This window comes from Paenibacillus xylanexedens (genome assembly GCF_007676705.1).
In the GTDB taxonomy this organism is placed as follows: Bacteria; Bacillota; Bacilli; order Paenibacillales; family Paenibacillaceae; genus Paenibacillus; species Paenibacillus xylanexedens_C.
Genome location: NZ_VEBF01000002.1, coordinates 1619973 through 1646926 on the forward strand (window position 1 = coordinate 1619973; position 26954 = coordinate 1646926).

Sequence of the window (26954 nt, forward strand, 5' to 3'; positions counted from 1 at the left end):
ACCACTGGAAAGTATAATAGAAAAGTTCAATAGACCCATTCAAGAATTAAATGAATGGGTCTATGACTTTGTTTCATGTGGGTTTTCGATATGATTGGTGCATAGACAAAAATCCTCTGTTAAGTGGTACGTTTTTCACTTTCCTTCTGGTGAAACATTTTTGTGGAATTAGGATGTTTGGTACCAACATGGAAAATTTATGTTGAAACAACAAATAAGTTCGTATAATATAAAATCAATTACTTGTTCTATAAATATAGAACTAACTCAGAAAGGAACTATACTCTTATGAGCTACACAGTAGAAGTTGATTTTGCGCCAATTTATGAATGTGTAAGCACCCTGAACGCTTTTTTGAGTAAACAAAATCATACTAACCTGGATGCCGGGAAACGGTGGGTTCGTGATGTACAGGATCGATTCTCACCAGCCAAACTTCAACAAATGCGAGATACGATGAAAGCCACAGACAACTTCAGCCTTGCGCCATATATATGGAGCTGTTCAGGGGAACGTTCGGTGAATGGCTTTTTGAATTGGCTTGAAGAGTTGTCCTCGGGCCAATTGTATGACATCGCCGCGCGCTTTAAGTTATCTGTCCCCTCCAATCTGCCCGAATTGCGCAGTCGGACATCCGAAGTGCTACGAGAATGGGATGCTCAGTATTTTGGGCAGATCGATCCGACAATTATTGAGGGACTCTTTTTGGAAGCTGAATCGAGACGTTCCAGTCTGAACGGGATGAATGACCAAGAAGTCTACGAACATGCTACACAGGGCATGAGGATATATCCCAACAATACGTTAAAACAAATAATCCTCATCCCTCAATATCATGCACGTCCATTTGTCACCTCAGCAATCTTTGACGAGATGATTTTCACTAATTACTCTTGCGATATTCTTCCAACAGAACCGGGACGACCAGACCCTGGGTTACTGCGTCTAACGCGGGCACTCTCCGATGAAACCAGACTGTTCATCTTACGACTACTGGCTGGTAAACAGCTGACCTTCACTGAAATTGTCCGTGAGGTTGGACTGTCCAAGAGCACGGTGCATTACCATCTAATAGCCTTGCGAGCAGCCGGGCTGATTATCGTGCATTATGATTACAAAAACACCGAATATAGCCTGCGCTTGGAAGCTCTGAACAACTTTCCACGGCAGATTGGAGCTTATATTGAAGGTTGAGTTCAAGCATTTGCTTCTCCACAAAGTGCACTATTCAAACATACGGAGGAACCTTAATGCTGAAGCGAAGTTACTACGGTTTATTGGCTACTGTTACTCTTAGTTCTCTCGGTGATGTGTTTGGTCTTTTGGCCATGGAATGGCTTGTTTATGAATTAACTGCCTCTAAGCTAGCCATGGGTGCTATGGCACTAAGCTTCAGCATTCCTGAAGTAGCCTTCCGCCTACTTGGATCACCGCTGTCCGACCGACTGCATCGTGGACAGTTCATGGCCGGACTGGCTGCAGTACGACTGTTGGCTCTTTTGTTGCCACTGAGTATGGGTATCGCGGGCCAATTACAGCTTTGGCACCTATTTCTCGCCGCAGCACTCAGCGGAGCCTGCTCCGCCCTCTTCATGCCAACGGCCATAGCTGTTGTACCAGGCGTAGCTGGCAAACATAAACTACTGCGGGCATTCGCAGTGATTGATGGTTGTCGAAATGCCGCTGCTTTGCTGGGACCTGCCTTTGCCGGAGCTCTAACGGCTGCATCCGGAACGTTACCAACACTTGGAATAAATGCTATTTGTTACATTGCAGCCATCGCCGCACTGCTCTATCTGCCCACAATGCAGAAACCAGTAGCACAAACATCTTTTTCTCTTAAAGCTTATATCCGAGATATTGGAGAGGGCTTCTCTTTTTATCGGCGATTCCCAGCCATGCTCTCGATTATGATAATGGTTTCGATCAGCAATATGTCCTCTGTAGCTATCTGGAGCATGATGATTCCTTTTGTCCGCGAAGTGCTGCACCGGGATGCCGCCGCCATGGGCACTCTGACCACGGCTTCGGCATTTGGCACACTAGCAGGACTAGCTATTATCTCGTGGATGGGTGAAATCAAGAGAAGACGCAAGGTCATGCTGTGCAGCTTAGCTGTGATTGGGCTTTTCAACGCTTTATTGGGACTATTTCCGAGTTACCCATTTGCACTTATTGCCTTATGTGCTGCAGGAGCAGCCGGACCTTTCTTCGGTTCTCTAAGCTCTTCGTTACATGGTACGCTTGTGCCCAGTGCTCTACAAGGCCGGGTTAATTCGATCCGATTCCTGATTGGTGGAGGATTACAGCCCGTAGGCGCTTTTGCAGGTGCAGCGGTTGCAGAAGTCTATGGCCTTCCCTTCCTCTTTCTGTCTTTAGGTCTTCTTCCTTTCATCTGTTCGATAGCTGCTTCATTTCTCCCGAACCTGAGAGATTTGAATGGCGATCTCGATACTCTACTACATAAGCCATCCAATAAAGTTCGTATTACAAGCAGTTAATAACACTAAAAGCGCCGTCCTTTTTTATAGGAACGACGCTTTTGACGTGTGACAACGATAGCAGTTTACCTCAAACATGCCAGAATACAACATCTGTCCCCCACTTCCCAAACATACGGGATCGGTATCCTGACATAGGTAATCCGGAGATAAAAGCCAAATCTTCGCTTCTAAAGATTTTTCTATACTCTCCATTATCGTGTAAGTATGAAATCAACTTTACACTACATATCGCGATCATACTATTCCTTCAATTGAACTGACATAAACACATCGACCTCATCTTCAGTGTCCAGGATAAACCCAAACCGTTCATACAATCGGCGAGCAGGACTTCCCTGCAACACATTTAAAATAACCCGTTTCCCCTGAACTTCATCCTGTTCCAGCAGCAATTTCAGTACCTGAGTTCCTATTTTCTGGCCATGATAATCGGGATGTATGTAGAAATGTTCCAATAGAAATGCCTCAGACTTGGGCTTCAAGGCGACACAACCTACCATTGAACCCTCCACTTCAATAATATGGGTGTGGGCAGGGTCGAATGTATTCCGGAAACGTTCACGTACCTTCACATCATCGTACCTTCCCAGTCTGGTTAAATCATCGTATAATACCAACGCTCGCAAATCGGCCAGTTGCTCTTGGTCTGTCTGTACGGCTTGACGCATCGTTATTTGGTTCATTGGTTGGATTCCTTTCATTTTGAGACACGTTAAATTTAAATTTGGAATGTCTTATCGCACGATAGGGATAGGACACTAAAAATCATACCTTTGGCAGCTCACTTGAGCAACATCGAATTTTAGAACGTACTATATTTTCAAACTACTTAACTCTTCAAAAAAATAAAAAAGCCCAAAAAGGACAGTGCGTCGTTGGCTTATACCAATAAGCGAACCCGCGGCCGTCCCTTCTGGGATGTATATTATTTTAGAGAACTACGAAGCATGTGAAGCTTGAGCCGCTTGTTGCAATGCTTCCAGACCCAAAGCGAGTGCACCACACAGGCCTGCATGCTGGCCCAATCCGGGTTGGACAATATATTGATCGATATGTTGCGTAATTGAAGCTGCATTCACATAACCATTGAGATTCCGTACTACCTGTTCCCGGATCATAGGAAACAGATGATCTTGCTGCATCACACCACCGCCCAAGATGATCTTCTGCGGCGAATGAATCAGAATGGCAGTTGTAATCGACTCCGCAATGTAAAAGGATTCAATCTCCCACGCCAGATGGTCTGCCGGCAGTTCACTGCCAGGGCTCTGCCACCGTGCTTCTATGGCTGGTCCTGCAGCCATCCCCTCCAGGCAATCACCATGGTACGGGCATAATCCGGCAAAGTGATCATCCGGATGGCGTCTTGTGCGAATATGTCCACCCTCGGGATGCAACAATCCGTGTACTCGTTGGCCCCCTGCCACGAGTCCAACACCAACGCCTGTGCCAATCGTGTAATATACACAGTTGTCCAGTCCTTGCGCTGCTCCCCACGTCACTTCACCGAGCGCAGCAGCATTCACATCCGTATCCCATCCAAAGGGAACCGGAAATTCATGCTTCAAAGTTCCAATCACATTACAGTTTTCCCACCCAGGCTTAGGCGTGGTCGTAATATACCCATAAGTGGGACTATCCGGTTGCAGATCAATCGGACCAAAAGAGCCTATCCCGATTGCTTCCACACCTTTATCCTTGAAATAGTCGATCACCTTGGAAAGTGTTGTCTCAGGATGCTCTGTTGGAAAACTGATCCGATCTTCAATCTGTCCATGCTCATTACCTACACCACATACAAACTTCGTTCCCCCTGCTTCAATGGCTCCAATACGCATCGTTCTGCACTCCTTCCCTTCATTACAATTGACCTTTAGCATTGGTCGGTGATATTTCATAGATATGAAGTGAAGAGAATGCCAGATCGGTATTTTCAGCATGAACAGAGATGCCTTGGCAATCCGCATCCGGATAGATCAGATCCGTAATAACCGCCTGACCATCATTTGCGAATACCTCCACAGATGAATGATCTACGAAGATACGCAACCGTTGATTCCCATTCACCTCTTTTAACTCAGCTGTATGACGACTCAGGAAAAGTTCATGAAAATGGCCGATGCCTGATCGACTACGATCAACATATACCTCACTTCGGGTCGAGTCTACGCCAACGACCGTCTCGTGATCTGCGCCGCTTCTTAGCGCAAAATGGAACGACTGATCCTGAGCCCACTCTGCATGGATCTCATAGCTCACTAGTTGCAAAGCGTTCAACTGCTCACTCACTTGCTGAATCGAAGCATCCTGTAGGGACAATATCGGCGTACGGGCTTGCTCAAGTTCACGTGCAGGACGTTGAATCAGTATAACTTCTCCCGCTCTTGTCTCCAGTGTCAACTCCCGGGCAATCGTCATTGCTCCACGGTAATTATTGGTTGGCGTCTGGTTGGCATACATCCAGTTGCTCATCCAGCCGATAATGAGGCGTCTTCCATCTTCCTCAGGAACGTCAGACCAACTAACTCCTGCGTAGTTATCCCGACCATGATCAATCCAGCGAACCGTATGGGATGCCTCGTCTGGGACAAATGTAGTTCCATCAAAATCTCCGGTAAAATATTGTGTTCTGGAGCCTTCAATAAAAGCAGGATCTGCACCGATGCTAACGAGCATCACCCATTTCTCCTGCCCTGAATCTCCATCCACTGCAAGGGGGAACAGGTCGGGGCATTCCCACACGCCATCGTGTGAACCAATCCCGGCGCCGAATTCACTACCTAGCGTCCAATCCTTCAGATTGGGAGAACGATACAGACATACCGTCTGACCACAAGCGATAATCATAATCCACTCCTTGGATTGCTCATGCCAGAACACTTTGGGATCACGGAAATCAACAAAGGACTCATGCTTTAATACCGGATTACCCTCGTACTTAGTCCAAGTTCTGCCGCTGTCTTTGCTATACGCCAGACTCTGGGTTTGTATGGCATTATGGTTTTTAACTTCAAGATGATGGGTGAAAATAGCAACCAATCCTGGCTCACCCTCAAAGAATCCGGTCGTATTATTCCAATCCACTACGGCGCTTCCCGAGAATATAGTGCCATTCTCATCGGGGAGTAAGGCTATCGGAAGTTCCTCCCAGGAGATCAGGTCCCTGCTCACTGCATGGCCCCAATGCATGGGGCCCCATGTGGTTCCATGTGGATGATGCTGATAGAACAAGTGATACTCCCCATTGAAAAACACCATGCCGTTCGGGTCGTTCATCCACTTCTCTTTCGGTGAAAAATGGTATTCATTTCTGTAATCTTGTTTAAGAATTGTCGACATTATGGTTTCTCCTCCGTACTTTTCTTTATTTGTTATTACGGTCATATCCCGCTTGTTTAATCTGTAGCCATTCTTGCAGCCCAAGGCGATCCAGCTCTTTCAAGTAAGCATCCCATTCCTGATCTATTTTCCCGTTCTGATACCATTCTGTACGCAGACGTAACACGTAGGCGAAGAGATCGGTCTGAATCGTGGACAATCGATCCAGTTCATCAATGGAGAAGAACACACTTGGATATACGTTCTCCGCTTTCATATGCGGAACCATAACCTTGTCGAGAAGTTCCATCCGCCAAGCCGCATCTTCCGGTTTGGTTGTGTATTTGTCATAATAACTGTCGAGAATGGCCAATGGTCCTGCGATACTGGTTTTTTGTCTAAGTTCCACAGGTGCAGAGCCTTCCAGTGGAAGATGCTTCAGCATCCCTTTGGCTTCATCGAATTCAAAAATATTTTGCTGACTCTCATCTCCATAGGTACCCCAGTTGTTTTGTACGGATTGGAGCGGATCGTACAATTGGTCTACCCACTTGGCTGTGGATTCCAGGTTTTTATTGCTGCTGGTAATGACCATGCGACCACGATCAAGTCCTATTCCGTTTGTTCTTGTGACATTGACCTCTCCGTTAGGCCCGGCAACCGGAGGCAGAACATCATACGTATCATTCATGCCTGTAATGTTAGCCTTATCCCAGGTGAAGTACATGCCGTACTTATTATCCTTGCCTTTCGCCAGGTACGTGTTCCAATCCTGCTGGTACGATTCGACATCCACGAGACCTTCCTGAACCAACTCATGAATGTATTTAACCGCTTCCTTGTAGCCTTCATCAGCTGCCGTGAAGACCACTTTCCCATCATTGGTTACCACGGTATGATCCCAGTTCTCCCCGAGTCCAAATGCCGCAAAAAGAAATGTCAGATCTTCTCCGCCCGGCTTGTTAATGAAAGAAAGCGGAATTTCGTCAGCCTTGCCATTACCGTTCGGGTCTTGAGTTTTGAACGCGATCAGTACTTCTTTTAATTCCTCGGTTGTCTTCGGCATCTCCAGCCCGAGCTTGTTCAGCCATTCCACATTAATCCATGGCAAGTTATCCACCGACTGAATGCGTTGTTTGCCACTGCCGAGTTCTTCAATCCACGGGAATGAATATATATGTCCGTCTGGAGCCGTGATCATACTCTTGTATTCGGGAGCTTCCTCCAGTACTTTTTGCAGATTCGGCATGTACTGTTCAATCATGTCTTCGAGCGGAATAATCGCCCCATCCTTCGCCAGTTTCAGAAGATCATAATCCCCGTAACCTGCATCAAAAATGGCATCCGGTAAATCACCGCTAGCTACCGCCAGATTTCTTTTTTCCGCAAACACATCACTCGTATAGTTCTTCCAGTTGATATGCACATTGGTTTTCTCTTCGAGCCGCTTGTTGATCAGCTTGTCGTTCGGATCAGCAGGAGCCAGAGGGGAACTCTGTGTGATAAAATTCAATGTCACTTTACCATCAGGTGATTGCGCTTCACTTGCTGCTCCGCCTCCACCCCCTCCACAAGCAGTTAGAAGGAGCACCGCAGACAGCATGGAAATGGACGCCGTTGTAACGGCTTTTCTGGACTTATTCACTTTTTTCATAATCATGACCTCCATGAGTTGGATTGGACCGAACTTGCTGTATCGCAGGCTGTTCACTATTTGAGGGAACCGACCATGACACCTTTTTCGAAATACTTCTGGAAGAACGGGTACATAATGATGAGTGGCAGACTCGAAATGACAATCGCTGAGTATTTAATCATCTCGGAGAGCCGTTTCAGTTCTGCCATCGCAAGCTGATCACTGATCATGCCTGGTGCAGCCTGATTCTGAATCAGAATGGAACGCAGAACGAGCTGTAACGGATGCAGGTTTGGATTATCGAGATAGATCATTGCATCAAAATAGGAATTCCATTGCCCAACGAAAGCATAGAGTGCGAGTACAAAAATGATCGGTTTCGACAACGGAATGACGATCTGGAAGAAAATCTTCATCTCGGAGGCGCCATCCACATTTGCAGCTTCTTTCAGTTCCCGAGGGACTCCTTTGAAAAAGGTTCTGGAGAGAATAATGTTCCAGACGTTGACGGCTCCAGGAATGATGATCGCCCACACCGTATCCAACATGCCGAGATTACGTATGAGTAGATACGTAGGGATTAATCCCCCGCCGAAGAACATCGTAATGATAAAGATAATCATGAAAAATCCGCGTCCCGCTAGCCTATCATCTGACAATGCATAGCCTGCAAATATGGAAACGGTCACGGTGATCAGTGCAAAGGAAACCGAGTACAATACCGCATTCGCAAAACCTCGGATCATGGCTGGATTGGATAATATCATCTGATAACCATCCAGACTCCAGTCGGATACATTGAAGGATAGTCCACGGTTCAATAGCACTGTGGGGTCCATGAATGAGGCGATAACAATGTAAATCAAGGGAACAACGACAACCAGTACAGCGCAGGTGAGAAAGATGGCATTGAGTGTGAGAATCAATCGATCCATCCCCGTATGTTTAACAACCATGGGTAATACTCCTTTCCTAGTAGAGGCCTTCGCCTTCATTCAATTTCTTCACGATCAGATTCACCGTCACCAGCAGAATCACATTGATAACCGAGTTGAACAATCCGACTGCCGCTGAATAAGCGTAATCTCCCGATTGCAGTCCCACCTTGTAAACATACGTGGCAATGATCTCAGAGGATGGCAGATTCATGGATGTCTGCATCAGATAGGCCTTCTCAAATCCAATGGACATAATGCCACCAGCTGCCAGGATAAAGACGATAGCCATAATCGGACGAATGGTTGGAAGGTCGATGTGCCGAATACGTTGAAGGAGGTTCGCTCCATCCAGATTGGCCGCATTGTGAAGCTCTGGATCAACATTGGCCAACGCCGCGACGTATATGATGGAAGCCCAACCCGCTCCGGTCCAGATATCGGACAAAATGTAGATCCAGCGGAAATATTCCGGTTCAGACATGAACATGATCGGCTGACCTGTAATCCATGTGGCTAATTGATTAATTGGCCCTGTCGGTGAGAGGAAGATGAACAGCATTCCCACAACGACAACAACGGATATGAAGTTGGGTGCGTACAGAAACAATTGAATATTTTTCTTGACGCCAGCTTTACGTACCTGATTCAGCATCAGTGCCAATATAATGGGCACCGGGAAACTGAATATCAATCCCAAAAAGCTGAGTTTAAGCGTATTCATTAAAATGATATCGAAATTGGGTGAAGCTATAAATTTCTCAAAATGCTTCAGACCTACCCAATCACTGCCCATGATGCCTTTGATCGGACTGAAATCCTTAAATGCAATGATGGCTCCGTACATTGGGATGTACTTGAAGATAAGAGTCAAGATCAAGGCTGGTGCAAGCAACATATATAAAAAGTAATTTTTTTTGAGCTGCTGCAACTTATGACCGCTGGTCGTCCTCACTTTCAGTACCCTTCCTCTGCCCTTTTTGCTGTCTGCTATGTTATCCAACATGCTACCCCCGTTTCATTCTTGAAGTTGACAATTGTTTTCAGTAAGGGCTTTCATTTTTTTTACAATTGCCTATTTAATAATTTACAATTTATCAGGTTTCAAAGGATTTAGTCAATACGTTTTGTAAAAATAATTTGTGCATTTGAAATATATTTCTGTGCATCAATGTGACTACACATTACTGAAGTTGCATATAGACAGTATTGATTTTATAAATTAAACCCAGGAATTCCCACGTTATCACCGTAATTGGTCTATCATTATTACTAATGAGAAAAGAACCTTATGAATAAAACCAAAAAACAGGGTACTTATTCCAGAATGTAAACAGAATTGTGCATTTGTAAAATTAAGATTGCTATTTCTCCCGTTCTATTATACATTTGACGTAGAGAAGAATATGGATGACTATTGATTAATTAGAGGTGAGGTATTAGATGGCAAAGGAAAAAGTCACGATACAAGACATCGCTGATGCTTTGGGGATCTCCAGGAATACGGCTTCCAAAGCATTGAACGATAGCGGAAACATTCCGGATGAGACTAGAAACCGTGTAATTAAAAAAGCAATTGAACTTAAATATAAACAATTCGCCTATATGGAAAATGAGCATGTTCTAACCAAGGCTCCAAGCAATATTGCCTTGTTAACTGAAAACTTGCCTAGTACATCTCACTTTGGATCATTGCTGATTAGTGGGTTGGAGAAAAGAATTAGTGCGGAGGGATACAATCTCTCGATTCATATCGTACGTGAAGACGATCAAGATGCGCTTACACTGCCCAATAATTTTGATATTGCCAAAGTCGACGGTATCATTTGCATTGAATTATTTGATCTGGAATACACTCGGCTTATTACTGATCTCGGCATCCCAACGATCTTTATCGACTGCGCTTCCAACATATGTTATCCCGAATTCCAAGCAGATTTGTTACTTATGGAGAATGAACATAGCATCTACCAGTTAACCAAAAAGTTAATTGAGAGCGGCTACACAAGTATCGGATTTGCGGGAGATTACAATCATTGCAAGAGCTTTAATGAGCGATGGACTGGATATCACCGTGCTATGCTGGAAGCGGGCTTGCAGATCGACCTGTCCCATTGCATCGTAGATAATGATCGCTTGTTCTTCTCCAAGCCAGGATGGTTGAACCAGCGAGTGGCAGAGATGACATCCTTACCTTCCGCTTACGTATGTGCTAATGATTTTATTGCGGTCGATCTGATGCGGGCTTTGAAAGCCAGAAATGTCGCTGTTCCACAGGATGTTGCGATATGCGGATTCGATAACGCACCCCAATCGCGAATTATTGAACCACCGCTAACGACGGTTCATATTTACAGCAATGAAATGGGCATTAAGGCTGCAGAGATGCTATTATCCCGAATTAAAAACCCGACACAGCCCTATCAGGTCTCGCATATAGTGACCAAACCCATCATCAGAGAGTCCACGCCAGCAATCATGGCCGCTAATTCTCAGATGATTCATAGTTCTGTAAAATAAAAAAACCGTATGTCTCACGAGTGACAGCTCGTGAAGCATACGGTTATTTCAGTTTTCGACTGGCTTGTATGGAAATTCTATACTTCACGCTTCTCCTCAGGTGCATATAGGATACGCTGATAATCCGCGTCTCTGGTGTCCATATCGCCCAAGTACATTCGTTGATGTTCAGGCACACGTTCATAAGCCTCTTTTAGTCGGGTTCGATTGAACTCACTCGGGTCCTCCAGGCGATTAGATCTCTTTCAAGATGCCTTTTACCAGCCCGATAAAGGTTGTTTTCACTTGGGCAGCCACTTCAATGACTTCATCATGACTTAACGGCTGATCCAGAATGCCACAGGCCATGTTCGTCAGACAGGAAATACCCAGCACCTTCATCCCGCCATGAATAGCGACAATGGCTTCAGGTACCGTGGACATACCTACAGCATCCGCACCCATCGTACGAATCATGCGTATCTCGGCTGGTGTCTCATATGCCGGACCACTCCACCACGCATAGACACCTTGCTGCAGGCCAACGTTCTGCTCTTCTGCAACCTTCAGAGCGATGCTGCGCAGTTCGCGATTGTACACCTGGGACACATCAGGGAAGCGTACTCCCAGTTCAGCGTTATTCGGTCCCATCAACGGGTTATTGCCTACCAGGTTAATATGATCTGTAATGAGCATCAGTTGGCCCGGCTCAAAGCTTGTGTTGATCGCTCCGCAGGCATTCGTGATGAGTAATTGTTCAACACCCAGTGCCTTCATGATGCGAACCGGGAACGTCACTTCATCCAGTGTGAAACCTTCATAATAGTGAAGGCGTCCCTTCATTGCTACAACCGTTTTGCCCATCAGTTCACCAATCACCAGTTCATTGGCATGGCCGATGGCCTCGGATTGCGCAAAATACGGAATTTCTGTGTAGGGAATAACGGTGGCATTTTCGATCTCGTCCGCGAGTGCTCCCAGCCCCGAACCCAGAATCATGCCTACGGCAGGCTTGGTATGGATTCGGTTTAATATGTAATCTCTTGCTTCCTGAATATATGCGGATTGATGCATAATGATATCCTCCTGATGATCTGAATTGAATTAACGAGGTACTACCAATCAAGTGTAATGAACAATGGTCATGATGTAAATGGAAGCTGTTCTATATACAATAAAAAAAAACGACCCTATGCTCCAGAATCGTTTAAAAACATGGACATACCCTAATCCAATGTATATTTGTTTCTACTTTTCATGTAATCGATTGTCATGATCAGCAACAGCATGAATGTAGCAAACATCAGCGGTTTGGCAAAAGTACCTTCTTCAAAGATATAATAGGCAGCGACCAAGTTTCCTGCAAATATCAACAGGTAATTGCGGGTGCGATCCATCTTCTCAACTCATTTCGGAAAAAAATATTGTTTCGAGATTGCCTTTCTTTTACCTTATCACAATTTTCCATAAAAATCCATATACCTACACACATACAAGCGTAGTGTTCAATCATGCACCGAGATAGCCGTACTGTATAATCTATATTGAGTACAGCAAAAAATCGGCCACATCGTGACCGATTCTCTCCACTTCCCTGATGTTCAGGACATAGGGTTAATGATACGCCAAAATGATTCCTTTGGCTGCAACTGCTGATCAAAAACAAAGGGCCAATTTTTGCGTCCACGAACCGGGAAATGGTCCAGCCATGTATAATTGTCCGCTACTCCCCAGAACGTCACAGAGGTAATGGATGATTTATACTCACGGAACAAATTAAAGATTTCTTCATATCGACGCTCCTGTAGCTCAGCCATCTCCGAAGTTGGCGCGGTGAGGTCCGTTCGACGATCCTCATAACGAAACACGGACATATCCAGCTCCGTAACATGCAACTGCACATCCAGTAAAGCATAACACTCAATAGCCATTCGGATCTCCTCAATCGAAGGACCATGAATATTCCAATGCCCCTGCAACCCAATCCCGTGTACAGGTGCTCCCTTGTCCAGCAAAGACCGAACCAGATTGTAGATCTTCTCCCGTTTGACCGGATCCGTCTCATTGTAGTCATTATAGAAAAGAAGGGCATTTGGATCAGCTTCATGAGCCATACTGAACGCTTGCAGCAAATAATCTTCTCCCACCAGCTCTAACCACTTCGTGTCCCGCATGAACAGATCGGTCTTATCTTCAACAGCTTCATTGACGACATCCCACGCATATATTTGCCCCTTATACCGACCTACTACCGTATCAATATGTTGCTTCAAGCGAGATAATAGCAACTCTCTGGAAGCGGGAGCACCTGAGGTATCCTCAAAGACCCATTTCGATGTTTGATTATGCCAGACCAAAGTATGTCCGCGAACCCCAATCCCTCGGGCAACAGCAAAATCAACAATTTTATCCGCCGCCTCAAAAGTATAACGATTCTCTTCTGGGTGGATTTCTTCGAATTTCATCTGATTTTCAGCGGTGATGCTATTGAAGTGCTTGGCGATAAACTCCCCTTCGGACTGCAACATTCGGGTATGTACAGCAGCACCTATTTTGAACTTGTTGGCATAAGCAGCATGTAGTGATGGAATTTCTGATGACATTTACAATTCCTCCCTGCCTGTTTTTATCCATCATACCGCTTTATGAATGCGCTTACCATGAACAGATTAAACATCTTTCCCCTCATATTTAACTATTATTGGTCCCTATCCCTGTTCGTAAAACAAAAACACCCCCATGTTCCACTGCCCAGGGCAACAGAACTATTTTCATGGAAGGTGCTTTGTAATAGTGATATTCCGTTGATTCAACTCAGGTTTGGAAATGGTATTAAGCGTTATAGCTTGTCGACCTGTAATAAAGTCACCTGTTTCAGTGTACATGCCGGGTTAATCTGCTCCTCGGACAGAATGTTAAGCTTGATCAGACTTTTCAGCTTATGGCTGTCCACCTTGGACAACAATCGCCAGATATCTGGGTCAGGCAGAGCAGCATACAACTTCTGATCATCGTATTCTTTACGTTGCTGAAGCACCGTCTTCACCGTGTAATTCCCAACCTGTGTCTCATAGACACCTTGTTCCGCGCAATACGCGACAATCTCATCTCGTAGCACAGACAACTGTTGCTCAATATTTTTTTGCTGTTGCTTTAATTCAAAGTAGGTTTGCACTTTCTCTTCCATAACGATCACGCTCCTCTACTACCATAGGTATGCAAGGAACGCTGGTTTAGGACAGGCTGTTTATTTTATTTGCAAAAATGTCGTCTTACTATTCCTAATCACAGCAGATATTCATTCAAATATGGATTATGGACAGCCATGCTGTGAACCCGTTCCATTACATTTGGCCCCATGGGTACATCCACAACGCGCTTTAACAGAATCCAGCGAAGACAAGCTACAGCTTCAAAAACCTGCTCCTCTTCCAGCGTGTACGTATAACTTGCAGAACGTGCAAATTGAGCGCGATATATCTCGCCGTAACTTCCCCCATTATAGATGGTGATCAGAAAAACAGACCATGCCATATCGTACCTCGGATCGCCGTATTGCCCATTGGTCCAATCGATAATAGTGTAATAGTCGTCCATTTCAAGAATATTTCCCAGATTATAATCGCCATGAATCAAATGGTCCTGCCTGATCTGAACAAGCTGGATCAAGTTTGCGAGAAGATCATGAATATCTTTATGTAATTCAATTTGAGGAAAAAAGTATTCAACAAAATTATATCTGGATATGTATTCTCCATCTTCTCCAGCACACACTTTGTTCACCGGATAACGGTGGACATCCATTAATCGCTCAGCCAACCGTGTCAGTTTAACTTGCGTTAATTGGGTAACCGGCTCGCCATCATAGCTTGTTAACAGCACTGGATTTTGTTGTTCGTCTAATCCCCAACCGTAGGGCTTGGAAACACGAATTCCACTTTGATGAAGCTTGGATAATAACCGATATTGTTTGGCGATATCCGGTTTTGAATCCCTGTTCCATACCTTCAACGCGTACCGATGATCACCCATTTCGATTCTCATCACACTCGCTTCCAGTCCAGGTACCAAGGGGATGATCCGATGCTCCTGTTCAATCACCTGCTGGACACGTTCATCCAGTTGCATCCAATCTATCTGGTTAAGTTGAATGGTCATCGTTCTCCTCCGTTCATTCATGCCATACCCCTCTCTCCCTGTTAGTCAGGTATAATCAGGCCTTTGCCAATGACATTGGCGGATACCGGCTGCTTGCCCAATTCTCTGGACCATACGGACAGCTGTCCCATATGGTGAATCTCATGGGCGATCACATGTCGCATGACTTCTCCCCATGAATCTGTACCGACCTTGCCAGCTGAGCGATGATCAATATAAGCTCTTTTTTCCATACTCGGCTCCCAAGCTGTAACAAATGCCTCCACATCAGGACGTAACTTGCGATCCAATCGCCTTACCGCCTCAAGATTCTGATAGTTTGCAAAATCTTCTGCATCATCCGGTTTGCCCTGAAGCAACTGAAGCCAGCTCCACTCTACATCAATGATATGAAAAAACGTTTGTAATATGTTGCCTACTCCGCCTGTGCGAGGCCGAATCAATTCTTCAAGCGATACATCTTCACACCACGCATACCATTGCTCACGTACCATCCAGTTATAACGAAAGAATGTTTCCATTGGTATATTCCCCTTATCGGCTATATTTTTCAGAGAGCTTTGATCAATTCTGTATTGGCAAAGGTTTCATCCGAATGTTCAAGATCACCATAAATTCCGCTGACCTGATTGAATCCGGATTTGATCCAAAAGCGTAAAGCAGGCCAATTTTTGAGCGCTACGTTGATTCGAATTTCCTTGTAACCAAGTTCGGAAAAGTAACGAGTCAACGCCTGAATTAATTCTTGTCCATACCCCTGCTTCTGGATCTCGCTCTGGATATATAGAAATTCAAGATAGATTGATTCTTCCGAGGGGTAACCATGATATATACTTAACAAACCAATATAGCGGTCATCCTCATTCGTGCGAATGGATTGAATTCGATAATTCTCCAGCCTCCCTCCCGGCGGAAGGTGGCCTTCTTCAAAACATTCTTTCACATAATTCCGATCATGCTCTTGTCCATCCCATTGATGTAAGTACCGACTGGTCTCATATATGGACTCAAGTTCAGGAATATCGGATTCTTCCACATTCGAGATAATAAGTCGGTCTGACTTCCATTCTACTGGAAGTTGTTTCATCGTAATCACTCCATTTTTACGTTCTATATAAGTTAAACTATTGAATATTTACACTGGACTCTCCGATGACAGAACAACCTTCCGATCGCTGTTATCCCCAGATTTTTTTGATTCCTTTTCTAAAGGAAAAATCCGGGGATAAAGGCGAGGTATATGCTTCCGAAGTAGCTTTCTTGCAGAAAGCTTTTAGCTCCGCTTCTTCAGGTCCTTTCTGTCCTCTTCGTTACGTGTAAATATTCAGTTCAATTTATTTAGTTAATTTCTTTTTTATATACAAGATTACATGAATCCCCGCATAAATAAACAGGACATTGAACAAGTATAGAAGTACGTTTAAATGGATGCCAGATATAAACCAGATTGTTCCATCCGAGTTGGCATAATGATAATCCGTAAAGAATCGGATCGGGAAACCATACTCTGTTCGAAGCGGTCCATCTTCAGTATGTAAGGTGCCAGGAATACATATGATGGCTAACACAGCAAGCCAGGCTGATAGATTCATTATTCTTTTGTTTATTGTCAAAACATCTCCCCCTTATTCAACACTAACGGTATCTTTACCAAAATACGTCCCTTCCAACTTTTGATCCATAAAGTCTCTTAAGTCCTTCTGATCAAGTATATATTTCGAATCTCTATTAAATCTGCTTTTTCTGGATACAATGATCTGTTTCCGATTGTATTGAATTGTAACTTCAGCGTTATGCTTTAATCTCAAAGCAATTCCTGCACTAATGCTTCCTGTGACATCATCTACTGGTATTTTGGCTGATTCCGGGGCTGCATTCAGCCAGCCGACTATACGGCTAATGTCTTCTTTACTTAACGTAACATTGTCAATACTAACGTGTCCTCCACCGTCGCCTGTCCTGGTGTACACGACTATGCTCATCTCTGAGCTTATCACTTGATTTCTCGAAATCGGCTTATTTGGATCAGGGTTACTCGTGATTAGAAAATACAAAAACATGATTGCCGCACCTATGAAAAACCAGAATCGCCTACGTTTTCCTAGCATTACAGCGCATTCTCCGAATCCACCACGTTGGCAAACAGTCTCAGTACCGTATTGTGATGTTCAATAATCTGCTCCGCTTGAAGCGTCTTTGAATTCCATGTGCTGTGCGCATCTTGAACCAGATTGACCGTGTAACCCAGACTGTACGCTCTGCGGCAAGTCGTGTCTACACATACCTCGGTCTGTATACCCGCGAGAATCAACTCCGTCACGCCATCTTCTTGCAATTTCAGATGCAGATTGGTTTCGTGAAACGAATCCGGTGTCTTTTTTTCGATAACGAGGTCACCAGCTATAGGTGCAATGGACGGATGGATGTCCCACCCCGGTGTTCCTCGTTCCAGTGGACTGCCTGCCCCTTCGCTGTGCTGGATATATATGATGGAATGCCCTGCTTCACGGGCCTTGGCCATTAACATCTGGATCTTTTGAAGCAATCGTTCCCCTTGATATACGGGATCTGCTTCATCAAACATCGCTACCTGTACGTCAATAATTAGAAGTGCACAATGCGTTGTCATCTTTCTTTCCTCCTGACCAATCAATTTAATTCAGCTCTTTCTTCTTTGCATTTTTAACAAAACTTCCATTCCCATATCAATCAGTACAAATAGGATAGCAGCAAGAACGCCAAATAAGGTCAGAACTAACGTCTCTTTGAAATCCAAGATTGCTTCTCCTGCGCCCATGACCACGTAATAAATATACATGCCTAAAACTCCAGCACATGCATAACTCAATATCCTAGTACTTAGATACAATACATGATTGTCGAATTGTATTCGGCTGAGCAGATAGTCCACCAGTATCGATAAAGGTAGCCCGATCAATACGATCAGGGGAGTCGCGTATACCAAATAAATAACAATGTAAAAATCAAAACTGTAGGATTCATTCATCGATATGATACTTGCAGCCAAAGTAAAACAAATAATGGTTAGAACGGATGTCATCAGCTTTCTTCCCATGTTCATCTCATCACTCCAAGTAAGTTATCTCTATTCATTGGATGTGCTCATGCGTCAGATTTTGCCGGTTGCCATCCGATTTCTTGAGACCAACTATGTGCTCTCTGTAATATGCTCCACACCGTTGGCCCTTTTCCTTCAACATATTTGGGACGCTCATCTTTATACAATGACATGAGTCTGTGCTTTTCTTCCGCATAGTTCAAACAATCTTCTGGATGCTCCCTTAAATAGTCTCTGAACAGCAAGGTCATCTGCTCGGAGAAACTGCCTGCCTGTCTAACGTGTATATGTATCCTTCTGCTTCCGGGCTCTTCACGAAAGTAACGTTTAGTCTTGTCCGGATTTTCTGCTCTGAATACAAATCCGACTGTTTCGATCTCACGTTTGTAGTCCAACAAATTTTCATACTGGGAAACAGAAATTTGTATATCTATGATGGGTTTGGCATCTATTCCAACAATTGAAGTGGACCCAACATGGTCAATCCGCACGGCCTTTTCTCCCAACGCTTCTCTTAATTTCGAACCCGTTTCGAGAAACAAAATAGGCCATGCCGGATCATACTTTGCGATTCTCCATTGATCCTCCATGCAACTCCTCCTTGGTTATTCAATCAAGCTATATAATTAATAACAAGTTCTTTTAACCTTTTGTTACATATAAATTATTTAAGGGATGCCATAAAGATAACAGGGGCACCTTCCGAATCTAAATACCTCTCTTCTATTGGCGTGTATTAATATATCTATATTTTGACACAAATCAAAAAAAAGAGAAGGACCATTAGGCCCTCCCCTTCACTTCTTAATGATATTCACATTTGAAATTTGTAAACTCAGCGGAAGCATCTTGCCCACTCGCGTACAAACCAATAAGTACGCCTGTAAAACCTCCTGCCACCTCCGAGGAAAGGTATCTCGTCTGTGCCGTGCCCAGCAGAATCTCTTCACCATCTGCTTGAAGCAGGAAGCTGTAGCGTTCCTGATTTGAACGGATGACTAGCGTTGCATGCTGTTTATTTCCCAGATCCACTTCATGTTCAATCGATTTGATATCACCGATATTCAGACGCTCGATCACCTTATAGTCGTTCTGCTCCTGACGAATTGCCACTTCATAATGATGATTCTCATCCATGTAGATCGTGATACCAGCTTCGCCGTTCGTTAGACTGACATCGACAGAGATTGTAGCATTAAAGTCTTTTTGACGTAACCCAATGAACGTCGGGGATGCCGGAACGTCCAGCGTCACTTCAGTTCCTCTTAGCGTAAGTTTGTCTGACTCAAGTTGATAATGCTCTGTATTCGGATGACGAAGATAACACCAGTCGAGGTTCCAATCGGTATTTTCAAACGTATAATTCTTCTTATCCTGCTGGATCACCGTGCCCGGGATACGATTGGTCTCAAAACTCGTCAGCGTCGTGCCTTCATGCCCAGCTGTAAACCATCCGTCTTCACCAAACGTAATCGGAGTCAGGAACACCTCCCGGCCCAGATGATGGTACGTAGCCCATCTGCCAATCTGTCGGAATCCCAAGTGAAAGAGCCACCAGTTCCCCAGATCATCCTCAACCAAGTCACCATGACCCACACCCTGTAACTCATATCCACCCAGATTGCGGTTGGTTAGAACCGGATTGCGCGCATAGGCTTCGAACGGTCCCGAAGAAGAAGTTCCCCGAGCATACGTAACCATGTGACCATACTCCGTGCCACCCTCAGCAGCAAGCAGGTAGTAGTATCCGTTTATTTTATACAGATGTGGGCTTTCCAGATATCGCCCACCTGTTCCGTTCCATATCGAACGACTCGGGGTCAGTTTGCGGCCAGTTTCAATCTCAAGCTCACACTGAACAATTCCGCCAACGCCTTCATCATCCACCCCGTTACTCATAAACAAGGTCTTTCCATCTTCAAAATACAAATCCGGATCAATCCCGCCTTGATCCACATAGATAGGCTCAGACCATTCTCCGTAGATATCGTCCGTCCAGACATAGAAATTCTGATGTGTCGTATCATTCGTTGTCACCATATAAAAACGTCCGTCATTGTGCCTGATAGTGGGGGCAAATACGCCACCGGAACTGTTCACGGTTTCCAAATCAATCTGACTTTTACGAGTGAGGCAATGACCAATCTGCTTCCAATTCAGCAGATCCTTGCTTTCAAAGAGCGGTACGCCGGGAAAGTATTGAAAAGAACTGCACACCATATAGTACGTATCATTGACTTTGATTACACTAGGGTCTGGATAGAAACCTTTAACAACAGGATTATTGTATTTCACTATACTCCACCTCTTATGCTAAAATTCATAAATATAAGAATCCAACTTCGTAGCAACTAAAAAAATTAAACACCATTGGATATAAACTTGCAATGAATCTGGATTGTATCTTGGATCTAATTTTATTAAATTAATATATATATGATTTTAGAAGAGTGAAGGTAGGGAGTTGTACAGATGATCAAAGCAAATGGAGAACCTCAGTTCCTTCCTTTATATGAGGCGCTGGCAAGCGAAGTCAGATGGAGAATCATGGATATGATTGCAGATCGCGAAAAGAATGTGAAGGATATTGCAGCAAAGCTAGAGCTTAGCCCCTCCATTGTCACGATGCATATTCGCAAACTGGAGGATGCGGGTCTAATTGGGAGCAGACGAGTTCGGATCAACGGAGGAACACACAAATTATGTTACCTCAAGCAAAATCACATTGAGATCGAGCTGCCATCCGCAAGCCAAACTTCACGAACCAAAGAGCAGACGATAGCCGTCGGACACTACACTGCTTTTGATATTCACCCAACCTGTGGGCTAGGAACTCTTGAGAAGGAAATCGGCGTATGGGACGATCCCCGTTACTTCCTTGATCCCGAACGTGTACACGCTGCTATCTTGTGGTTTGGGAAGGGCTATGTTGAATATAAAACACCAAATTTTGTCCTTCCTGACCAGACAACCGATGCTATTGAAATTTCGATGGAACTGGCGTCTGAAGCTCCGGGATTGAGAGATCATTGGCCTTCCGATATTCGTTTCACCTTCAATGGGGTTTCTCTCGGAACGTGGACAAGCCCTGCCGACTTTGGAAGAGCAGCGCGCGGCAAATATACACCAGAATGGTGGCATCGCAATGTGAATCAGTATGGATTATTGAAGACCATCCGTATTGATGCGTCCGGTACGTATATGGATGGTGAGCGGATGTCGGACATCACACTCGCGGATATTAAGCTTAGCGAGCCGTTCTGGACGCTACGTTTCACAGTTGACGAGGAAAGCCCCAACGTTGGGGGATTAACGATCTATGGTGCCGGTTTCGGTAACCATGATCAGGATATTGTCATCCGTGTGTTAGGTTAATTTTTAGTTACAATAGGATATAACTCTCATACTAGAGAGGCGAAAATCCAGAGCTAGCCTATACAACAAAATGTAGCACATACTTTTATCACCGACCAACTAGACACCTCAATACGGCTGTCTAGTTGGTCACTATGGAACCAATCGCTGTACTATCTCGGCTAGATTCTCTAGTTAGACTTAATTTCGTCGTAAAATAGATTAAATTCCTCCAACGTATTTATTAGAAAAAGCTTTGGAGCAATCTCTTCAAGGGTTTGTTTGCTATATCCTTCGAATATTTTTCCTATATTTGAAGACTTCTCAAATCTTTTTTCAATGTATAGTAGCAACATATCTCTGATAGCCCTTGCCTCGGATTGATATCTCGTAATTTCAGTCGTTATATCTGTGAAGGATAAGATGTCTGTGTAAAAACCATTAACGTTCATATTGACGTATTTTTTAACCTGCTCCAGATCGTTAATTGTATGCAGTACAACTTCCACACCGAGTGATTTTAATTTTAACCCAAAATCAGAACTGTATCGCTCTGGATATGTAGTCACTACACCAATGGATTTGTCTTGAACAAATTGAATCACCTGTTCATCAGTAGAGTTCGTTGCATATAGTGTGTATATATAACTTGAAAATGGGAATAACTCCTCCAGAATTGAATACATTTCTTCCGAGTAGATCTGCGGCACGATGCGCATAAGTAAATCATAACCATAAGGTTCAACTGCTGTTATGATTCTCTTGAATTGAGCCTTTATAATGTCAGCTTCCAGATATTTAGTATCCGTTACGATATATAAATCGGGATAATTAGCCATCAGCTCGTAGATATCTGTAATTGTAAGTGGTGTATACCTATTTAAAACTCTAAGTTCCTTAAATTGCTCCAGAGAAAGAGGCTCATCTTCTTCTATTTCTTCGGGGCGTTTCTGCTGTAAGTGATCATACAGATATTCTTGCCAACTGTGCCTAGCAACCATTTCGCCATCAGAGGTTAACTCAAAATCGATTTCAAAAATACGATGCCCTTTGACCCTGTAATTCCATTCAATCGCTTCTCTACAGTTCGTATAATTAACACCCTGAAACATACCAGCAGCATGACTAACTACACTAAACTGGACGTCATCACCTATTAAGGAAGAAGGTGTAGCCTTGAATAAACTTCCTTGAATATAAATTGTAGAGAAAGTGTCAAAATTAGTTGTGTTTACCTGATGGGATTCTGTCCAACTTACAATGTTCATCCCTCGGGAATTTAGACTTCTCTCAACACCACTCAGTATTACGCTACTATAATTCCCCGAAGTGGCTCCGCTACTTTTTATGAGTAAATGATTACCGTCTAAATATCCTTCCCAACTTAATTCTTTAACTGAACAATCTTGATGTATCACTTCATAACTATTTTCATCTGTTTTGCGTGCCAGCCAAATATAACTATAACGGAGTTTACTTCTATCCAACATTGTAATACCGAGATTCTTGACTGCTCCCAAGATGTCATCCTTGATTTGTTGACTTCCATCATCTTTAATGGAGATCACAACATAAGATCCTACTTCCATTTCCACAAGATACTGATCCAGCGATTCCCCCTGTGCAAGTTCCACAGTATAATTATATCTACTAAATTGAGGAATATAGATGCTCGGATGAAAATATACTATTCTTCGATTTAATTCTAAGTTCAGCTTAGTAAAGTCTCCAATTCGTACCTTGTTTTCTCGATAAAAATTACTGCAATAAGCAGCATAAGCCAAGCCAATCTGACTTTTAGGAAAACTAGAAAGCGGAATGTAAATTGCTCCACGATCCAATAGTGTGAGATCTAGTTCGGCATTCACATTTGTTCCTCCTCAGGATATGCACAATATATTGTATTATCTTCAAAAATACTCACAAACGTATCCACTCTGTGGACACTTTTCACTTTTGATTCCATTAAATCATACAGCACAATATTCATGCCTCGTAAATTAGGAGAATATTCTTCTCCTCCTATTTTCACACTCGAAATATTGCCACTGTTATAGCCTGCGCTCTTCATTTCCAGATGAATGGGCATGACAAAATCATTAATTTTATAACCCGATTTAATCTCCTTAGATAACGCTTTGTCAGAAACGTCTTCATACAGGCTAATATACTCTCGTTGCCCCTTTTTCCAAATTACATTCATGTAACTTGAACGCAAATATTCACGAGTCAACTTCTGCACACCATAATCTGCAAGTTTCTCTTGCCATTTATGATTTAGTGCTTGAGAACCATCATCCTTCACAGAAAGAAAAATTAATGTAAATGGATTGACTTCATTTAATAAATCCGCAAAACTTTTCCCTTGTACAACTTTGATATTGTATCCTTTGTTCCATAATAATGGCATGAGGAGCGGATCATCAAAATGTACTACAGGTCGTTCTACTTGAAAATCAAGATTTCGTTCCTTAACCAAAGTTACAGCTTTACTTCTATAAAAGTCCTTGAATTTATTGTACTCCTCCGATGCTCGATACCACTGTGGGTTATAGACAATCTTAATAGGCGTCTCCAGATCATTTTCCAATAATTTGTACCACTCCGAAAAAATAACAGAATTGGATTGCTCAGGTTTGTCTTGCACAATGAACGACTTTACCACTTCTACTTCTTCTTCCTCTGACTGTATCTTAATATGCCCTTGTTCTCTCTTTAGTGAAAAAGAAGAAAGTATGGAAATCCACAAGAGAGCAAGTGTTGTTGCAGCTATATTTAAACTAAGCACAAACACAGTACTTACCCCCCATTTATAGCATCACTTTTTACAGCTTTATACATTCCATTATTGACAATTGTACTAATATACGTATCTGTCCAAGCCGATTGCAATACCTTTGATGTCTTCATATCGACGACAACAATATTAAGCCCACGATGATTTAAACTATGGGAAGAATCATTAATATTGATCTCAGAGTGATTCCCGACAAGTGCACCCATGCTCATCGCACTGAGTTTAAACGGAATGTACACTCCATTAAAGAACTGGTTTTTGTCCAAGTGAAGTTCGATCGGCTCAGTTGAAACCATTTCATAAAATGAAGCAAATCCCTTATTTTTATAAATTAAATTAATATAACTACAGCGGTAATTAGATCCTGCCTTCAGTTGGCTAAATCCATACGTTTGAATTATATTATAGTATAAATCGTCAATCTTGCTTGACGCATCGTCCTTGGCAGTAACTACAATACATACATCATCTGGCAAACGATTCAGGAAATTTTCTAGTGAGTCAGCTATCGCATCAGAAACAAGATAGCCTCTATCACGAATACCATCGATATATTGTGGATCTTCAAAATAAATCATTTGTTGATTCATATCAAAATCAATTAAAGAATAAAATTGGATATTCCGGTTCGTCTGCAAACAATAGAATCTCTGAAGATTTTCTAAAATCAAAGGATTATTAAGTGTCTGTTTCCTATACACCTCTTCAAAACTCTTCCCTATTGGTATGATGATAGCATCATGTTCAGCAACAGAAATGAGTTCTTCCAACTTTGGATTAATATTTATTAGTTCGGGGTAGTTATTTGCTTTCTCTTCTCTACTATTGATAAGATGATTACCTGTAATTAAATACTCCGATTTAGTAATTTGTTGCTTGCTGTAATTAAAACGGTGCTTGTTTTCTCCAGATATGGGTAGTATAATCCTGTTTTTTTCGCGATCGAAAAAAGTACTCTCGCTATAATTCCCCGTCACAGAGGCATAACAAAACATATCATTGGACACAAATGAACCTGATGGATACTGCGTTAGAGGTACAGTTCTATTCGGAGAGGATGTAAATAAACTTTCCCCCATCGCATAAGAAACACCTGGAATACCCATTAAATGCAGTAAAGTTTCACTTATATCTAATGTACTGCCAACATGAGACGAGGAGAAATGAACAGCCTGTTCCCCATCAGCCGCAGCCAAAATAAATGGAATTTTTGCTACTCTCTGCTGATTAATGGATTTGAGAATATTGGCTTGTTCAAGACCTAAAGTATCGAACAACTTCGGCAGATTCTCCAGTGTGACTCCTTCATGATCTCCGTAGAATGCAAGAACCGTGTTTTGGTGCAAACCTTCTTCTACCAATTGGTTATAAAAGTACTCCAGTGCACGGTCAGTATAGTTAGCACTTTGATAATACCCAGACATAAAGTCAGTCTGTTCCTTCTCTAAGTCCAGCCCCCAGTGCTTCTGTTCCAATTCAAATGGAAAGTGCGATGTCAGGGTTATCATAAATGAGAAAAACGGCTCTTTCATATTTTTAATTTTTTTAATAGCTTGCTCGAAGAAGGATCGATCTGACATCCAGTTGGAAGCCCGCTCGGAGGAATTGAAATCTTCCTCTGCATAGAAGGAATCGAATCCGTGAGACTTCATCATGATTCTCCGATTATAGAAATCACCTTTAAACCCGTGAAATGCTGCGGTCTCATAATTATTCTCTTTGAAAATATGTGCTAAACCACGAAAATGCTTATCAAAATGTTTAAAATTGATAATTTCATTCTTTAATGGATACAGCGAATGTAATGCCGCAAACTCTGCATCGACAGTATGTCCCATAGCGAACTGGCTATAAATTTCTGTAAATTCAATATTTTCACGAGCCATACGATTAAGAAACGGCGTCACCTCTTGACCGTTAACTTTGTGTCCAATTAGAAATTGTTGGAATGACTCTAATTGAATAAGAATCACATTCTTACCCTTCCATTTCTCGAAAAACTCATCGTTTGGTCTACTCTTTTTGTCAGACTCTTCTCTTTCTTTATTGTCACTCAGTTCTTCCTCAAGTCGTTCAAATAGTTCTTTATTTTGTTTTTTTCTCAACAGATCACTCATATATATAAAATAATAAGAAATGAAAATTCCAAATAAATAAGGGTTGGCACTGCCTGCTTTGATCGCATTATACTTTATGCATGTGACGAGGATTAGTGAAACCAACACCAAATTTAGTAGTATACTAGCCATCGCTACATTAGGCTCCTCTACTTTAACAAGCAGGATACCTGCAGAAGTGAACATGTAAATGAATAAAAGAATTAAATCAGCAGGTCTAACTAGTCCCTTAAGCGCCTGCATTAACATATCTCCGCCTGCGGCAGTAGTCTTCTTCTTCGAGAAAAATTCTTTGATCTGTACCCAAGGTACCAAATATCCGAAAAATCGAATATGAATTAAACTGATATAATAAAGTAAACTAAAAAATGTAATCATCATAACAAGAAACACCGTATTTAGATGATATAGCTTTTCAGATAAAAGCCCTACCAACAGGCTCATAAGTAGTATATGAGCCATAGGTAGAGTTTTGCCACCAAACGCTTTATTTATCGCTATGTTCCATGAAAAGTGCCAAATCAATACAAAAACAGAAATGATCAAAGAGGACATAT

Annotated in this window: 26 protein-coding genes and 1 pseudogene; 4 read left to right on the forward strand and 23 right to left on the reverse strand. The window is 42.9% G+C overall.

Features of this window, described 5'->3' with window-relative positions; translation table 11 throughout:
• Positions 1 to 354: 354 nt before the first annotated feature.
• The gene (locus tag FS628_RS17205) at positions 355 to 1194 is read left to right on the forward strand and encodes an ArsR/SmtB family transcription factor (RefSeq protein ID WP_222125249.1); all 840 of its coding nucleotides are present in this window, start codon (positions 355 to 357) and stop codon (positions 1192 to 1194) included.
• 56 nt (positions 1195 to 1250) lie between these two features.
• Positions 1251 to 2501, forward strand: coding sequence for an MFS transporter (locus tag FS628_RS17210; protein ID WP_145323784.1), 1251 nt, complete (start codon positions 1251 to 1253; stop codon positions 2499 to 2501).
• 242 nt (positions 2502 to 2743) lie between these two features.
• On the opposite strand, the gene FS628_RS17215 is transcribed toward FS628_RS17210, so the two are convergent.
• The 6 genes from FS628_RS17215 to FS628_RS17240 all read right to left on the reverse strand — a co-directional run bounded on the left by FS628_RS17215 (position 2744) and on the right by FS628_RS17240 (position 9291).
• Positions 2744 to 3187, reverse strand: a complete 444-nt coding sequence (locus FS628_RS17215) for a GNAT family N-acetyltransferase (RefSeq protein WP_145323786.1) — start codon at positions 3185 to 3187, stop codon at positions 2744 to 2746.
• Between the two features lie 255 nt (positions 3188 to 3442).
• Complete coding sequence (locus tag FS628_RS17220) at positions 3443 to 4342, reverse strand: ROK family protein (RefSeq protein ID WP_145323788.1); 900 nt, start codon at positions 4340 to 4342, stop codon at positions 3443 to 3445.
• Between the two features lie 22 nt (positions 4343 to 4364).
• Entirely contained in the window at positions 4365 to 5843 is a 1479-nt protein-coding gene (locus FS628_RS17225) for a glycoside hydrolase family 32 protein (protein ID WP_145323790.1), read from the reverse strand.
• 25 nt (positions 5844 to 5868) lie between these two features.
• Complete coding sequence (locus tag FS628_RS17230) at positions 5869 to 7476, reverse strand: ABC transporter substrate-binding protein (RefSeq protein ID WP_145323792.1); 1608 nt, start codon at positions 7474 to 7476, stop codon at positions 5869 to 5871.
• Positions 7477 to 7532: 56 nt separating this feature from the next.
• Positions 7533 to 8414, reverse strand: a complete 882-nt coding sequence (locus FS628_RS17235; protein ID WP_036617174.1) for a carbohydrate ABC transporter permease — start codon at positions 8412 to 8414, stop codon at positions 7533 to 7535.
• 16 nt (positions 8415 to 8430) lie between these two features.
• Positions 8431 to 9291: an ABC transporter permease gene (locus FS628_RS17240; RefSeq protein WP_260871100.1), complete on the reverse strand. Its 861-nt coding sequence runs from the start codon at positions 9289 to 9291 to the stop codon at positions 8431 to 8433.
• 545 nt (positions 9292 to 9836) lie between these two features.
• Here FS628_RS17240 and FS628_RS17245 point away from each other — a divergent pair.
• On the forward strand, positions 9837 to 10913 hold the full coding sequence (locus FS628_RS17245) for a LacI family DNA-binding transcriptional regulator (RefSeq protein ID WP_145323795.1): 1077 nt from the start codon (positions 9837 to 9839) through the stop codon (positions 10911 to 10913).
• 77 nt (positions 10914 to 10990) lie between these two features.
• Here FS628_RS17245 and FS628_RS33475 read toward each other — a convergent pair.
• From FS628_RS33475 to FS628_RS17305, 14 genes and pseudogenes are all read right to left on the reverse strand, one after another.
• A pseudogene (locus FS628_RS33475) lies at positions 10991 to 11143 on the reverse strand (DUF7639 domain-containing protein); the annotation flags it as partial.
• Positions 11144 to 11147: 4 nt separating this feature from the next.
• The gene (locus FS628_RS17250) at positions 11148 to 11966 is read right to left on the reverse strand and encodes a purine-nucleoside phosphorylase (protein WP_145323797.1); all 819 of its coding nucleotides are present in this window, start codon (positions 11964 to 11966) and stop codon (positions 11148 to 11150) included.
• Between the two features lie 152 nt (positions 11967 to 12118).
• A complete protein-coding gene (locus FS628_RS31405; RefSeq protein ID WP_186327841.1) occupies positions 12119 to 12289 on the reverse strand; it encodes a hypothetical protein in 171 nt (56 codons plus the stop codon).
• A gap of 204 nt (positions 12290 to 12493) precedes the next feature.
• Positions 12494 to 13495, reverse strand: a complete 1002-nt coding sequence (locus FS628_RS17255) for an endo-1,4-beta-xylanase (RefSeq protein ID WP_145323799.1) — start codon at positions 13493 to 13495, stop codon at positions 12494 to 12496.
• Between the two features lie 236 nt (positions 13496 to 13731).
• The gene (locus FS628_RS17260; protein ID WP_145323801.1) at positions 13732 to 14079 is read right to left on the reverse strand and encodes a hypothetical protein; all 348 of its coding nucleotides are present in this window, start codon (positions 14077 to 14079) and stop codon (positions 13732 to 13734) included.
• Between the two features lie 98 nt (positions 14080 to 14177).
• Positions 14178 to 15071 (reverse strand): aminoglycoside phosphotransferase family protein, encoded by an 894-nt coding sequence (locus FS628_RS17265; RefSeq protein ID WP_145323803.1) that lies wholly within the window; start codon positions 15069 to 15071, stop codon positions 14178 to 14180.
• Positions 15072 to 15091: 20 nt separating this feature from the next.
• On the reverse strand, positions 15092 to 15571 hold the full coding sequence (locus tag FS628_RS17270) for a DinB family protein (RefSeq protein WP_145323805.1): 480 nt from the start codon (positions 15569 to 15571) through the stop codon (positions 15092 to 15094).
• Positions 15572 to 15600: 29 nt separating this feature from the next.
• Entirely contained in the window at positions 15601 to 16137 is a 537-nt protein-coding gene (locus FS628_RS17275; protein ID WP_145323807.1) for a GNAT family N-acetyltransferase, read from the reverse strand.
• Between the two features lie 247 nt (positions 16138 to 16384).
• Positions 16385 to 16642, reverse strand: coding sequence for a hypothetical protein (locus tag FS628_RS17280; protein ID WP_260871071.1), 258 nt, complete (start codon positions 16640 to 16642; stop codon positions 16385 to 16387).
• Between the two features lie 33 nt (positions 16643 to 16675).
• Positions 16676 to 17032 carry a hypothetical protein gene (locus FS628_RS17285; RefSeq protein ID WP_222125250.1) on the reverse strand — a complete coding sequence of 119 codons (357 nt, stop codon included), beginning with the start codon at positions 17030 to 17032 and terminating at the stop codon, positions 16676 to 16678.
• 125 nt (positions 17033 to 17157) lie between these two features.
• Positions 17158 to 17679 (reverse strand): cysteine hydrolase family protein, encoded by a 522-nt coding sequence (locus FS628_RS17290; RefSeq protein ID WP_145323813.1) that lies wholly within the window; start codon positions 17677 to 17679, stop codon positions 17158 to 17160.
• Positions 17680 to 17709: 30 nt separating this feature from the next.
• Positions 17710 to 18126, reverse strand: coding sequence for a hypothetical protein (locus FS628_RS17295; protein WP_222125251.1), 417 nt, complete (start codon positions 18124 to 18126; stop codon positions 17710 to 17712).
• 47 nt (positions 18127 to 18173) lie between these two features.
• Positions 18174 to 18719 (reverse strand): GrpB family protein, encoded by a 546-nt coding sequence (locus FS628_RS17300; protein ID WP_145323817.1) that lies wholly within the window; start codon positions 18717 to 18719, stop codon positions 18174 to 18176.
• Positions 18720 to 18933: 214 nt separating this feature from the next.
• Positions 18934 to 20424 (reverse strand): glycoside hydrolase family 43 protein, encoded by a 1491-nt coding sequence (locus tag FS628_RS17305; RefSeq protein ID WP_145323819.1) that lies wholly within the window; start codon positions 20422 to 20424, stop codon positions 18934 to 18936.
• 177 nt (positions 20425 to 20601) lie between these two features.
• Between FS628_RS17305 and FS628_RS17310 the strand changes: the two genes are divergently transcribed.
• A complete protein-coding gene (locus FS628_RS17310; RefSeq protein ID WP_145323821.1) occupies positions 20602 to 21504 on the forward strand; it encodes an ArsR/SmtB family transcription factor in 903 nt (300 codons plus the stop codon).
• Positions 21505 to 21674: 170 nt separating this feature from the next.
• Here FS628_RS17310 and FS628_RS17315 read toward each other — a convergent pair whose 3' ends face one another.
• From FS628_RS17315 to FS628_RS17325, 3 genes are read right to left on the reverse strand one after another with little or no spacing between them, the layout of a single operon-like run.
• Positions 21675 to 23351: an interleukin-like EMT inducer domain-containing protein gene (locus FS628_RS17315; protein ID WP_145323823.1), complete on the reverse strand. Its 1677-nt coding sequence runs from the start codon at positions 23349 to 23351 to the stop codon at positions 21675 to 21677.
• Entirely contained in the window at positions 23348 to 24277 is a 930-nt protein-coding gene (locus tag FS628_RS17320; protein WP_145323825.1) for an interleukin-like EMT inducer domain-containing protein, read from the reverse strand. The genes FS628_RS17315 and FS628_RS17320 overlap by 4 nt, the downstream gene beginning before the upstream one ends.
• A 5-nt stretch (positions 24278 to 24282) precedes the next feature.
• On the reverse strand, positions 24283 to 26952 hold the full coding sequence (locus FS628_RS17325) for a sulfatase-like hydrolase/transferase (RefSeq protein WP_186327842.1): 2670 nt from the start codon (positions 26950 to 26952) through the stop codon (positions 24283 to 24285).
• Positions 26953 to 26954 lie beyond the last annotated feature (2 nt).

Bases quoted from the DNA above. Each gene is read 5' to 3' on its own strand.
- FS628_RS17210 (WP_145323784.1), top strand. From the start codon at position 1,251: ATGCTGAAGCGAAGTTACTACGGTTTATTGGCTACTGTTACTCTTAGT.
- FS628_RS17215 (WP_145323786.1), bottom strand. From the start codon at position 3,187: ATGAACCAAATAACGATGCGTCAAGCCGTACAGACAGACCAAGAGCAA.
- FS628_RS17220 (WP_145323788.1), bottom strand. From the start codon at position 4,342: ATGCGTATTGGAGCCATTGAAGCAGGGGGAACGAAGTTTGTATGTGGT.
- FS628_RS17225 (WP_145323790.1), bottom strand. From the start codon at position 5,843: ATGTCGACAATTCTTAAACAAGATTACAGAAATGAATACCATTTTTCA.
- FS628_RS17230 (WP_145323792.1), bottom strand. From the start codon at position 7,476: ATGAAAAAAGTGAATAAGTCCAGAAAAGCCGTTACAACGGCGTCCATT.
- FS628_RS17235 (WP_036617174.1), bottom strand. From the start codon at position 8,414: ATGGTTGTTAAACATACGGGGATGGATCGATTGATTCTCACACTCAAT.
- FS628_RS17240 (WP_260871100.1), bottom strand. From the start codon at position 9,291: ATGTTGCTTGCACCAGCCTTGATCTTGACTCTTATCTTCAAGTACATC.
- FS628_RS17245 (WP_145323795.1), top strand. From the start codon at position 9,837: ATGGCAAAGGAAAAAGTCACGATACAAGACATCGCTGATGCTTTGGGG.
- FS628_RS17250 (WP_145323797.1), bottom strand. From the start codon at position 11,966: ATGCATCAATCCGCATATATTCAGGAAGCAAGAGATTACATATTAAAC.
- FS628_RS31405 (WP_186327841.1), bottom strand. From the start codon at position 12,289: ATGGATCGCACCCGCAATTACCTGTTGATATTTGCAGGAAACTTGGTC.
- FS628_RS17255 (WP_145323799.1), bottom strand. From the start codon at position 13,495: ATGTCATCAGAAATTCCATCACTACATGCTGCTTATGCCAACAAGTTC.
- FS628_RS17260 (WP_145323801.1), bottom strand. From the start codon at position 14,079: ATGGAAGAGAAAGTGCAAACCTACTTTGAATTAAAGCAACAGCAAAAA.
- FS628_RS17265 (WP_145323803.1), bottom strand. From the start codon at position 15,071: ATGAATGAACGGAGGAGAACGATGACCATTCAACTTAACCAGATAGAT.
- FS628_RS17270 (WP_145323805.1), bottom strand. From the start codon at position 15,571: ATGGAAACATTCTTTCGTTATAACTGGATGGTACGTGAGCAATGGTAT.
- FS628_RS17275 (WP_145323807.1), bottom strand. From the start codon at position 16,137: ATGAAACAACTTCCAGTAGAATGGAAGTCAGACCGACTTATTATCTCG.
- FS628_RS17280 (WP_260871071.1), bottom strand. From the start codon at position 16,642: ATGAATCTATCAGCCTGGCTTGCTGTGTTAGCCATCATATGTATTCCT.
- FS628_RS17285 (WP_222125250.1), bottom strand. From the start codon at position 17,032: ATGAGCATAGTCGTGTACACCAGGACAGGCGACGGTGGAGGACACGTT.
- FS628_RS17290 (WP_145323813.1), bottom strand. From the start codon at position 17,679: ATGACAACGCATTGTGCACTTCTAATTATTGACGTACAGGTAGCGATG.
- FS628_RS17295 (WP_222125251.1), bottom strand. From the start codon at position 18,126: ATGGGAAGAAAGCTGATGACATCCGTTCTAACCATTATTTGTTTTACT.
- FS628_RS17300 (WP_145323817.1), bottom strand. From the start codon at position 18,719: ATGGAGGATCAATGGAGAATCGCAAAGTATGATCCGGCATGGCCTATT.
- FS628_RS17310 (WP_145323821.1), top strand. From the start codon at position 20,602: ATGATCAAAGCAAATGGAGAACCTCAGTTCCTTCCTTTATATGAGGCG.
- FS628_RS17325 (WP_186327842.1), bottom strand. From the start codon at position 26,952: ATGTCCTCTTTGATCATTTCTGTTTTTGTATTGATTTGGCACTTTTCA.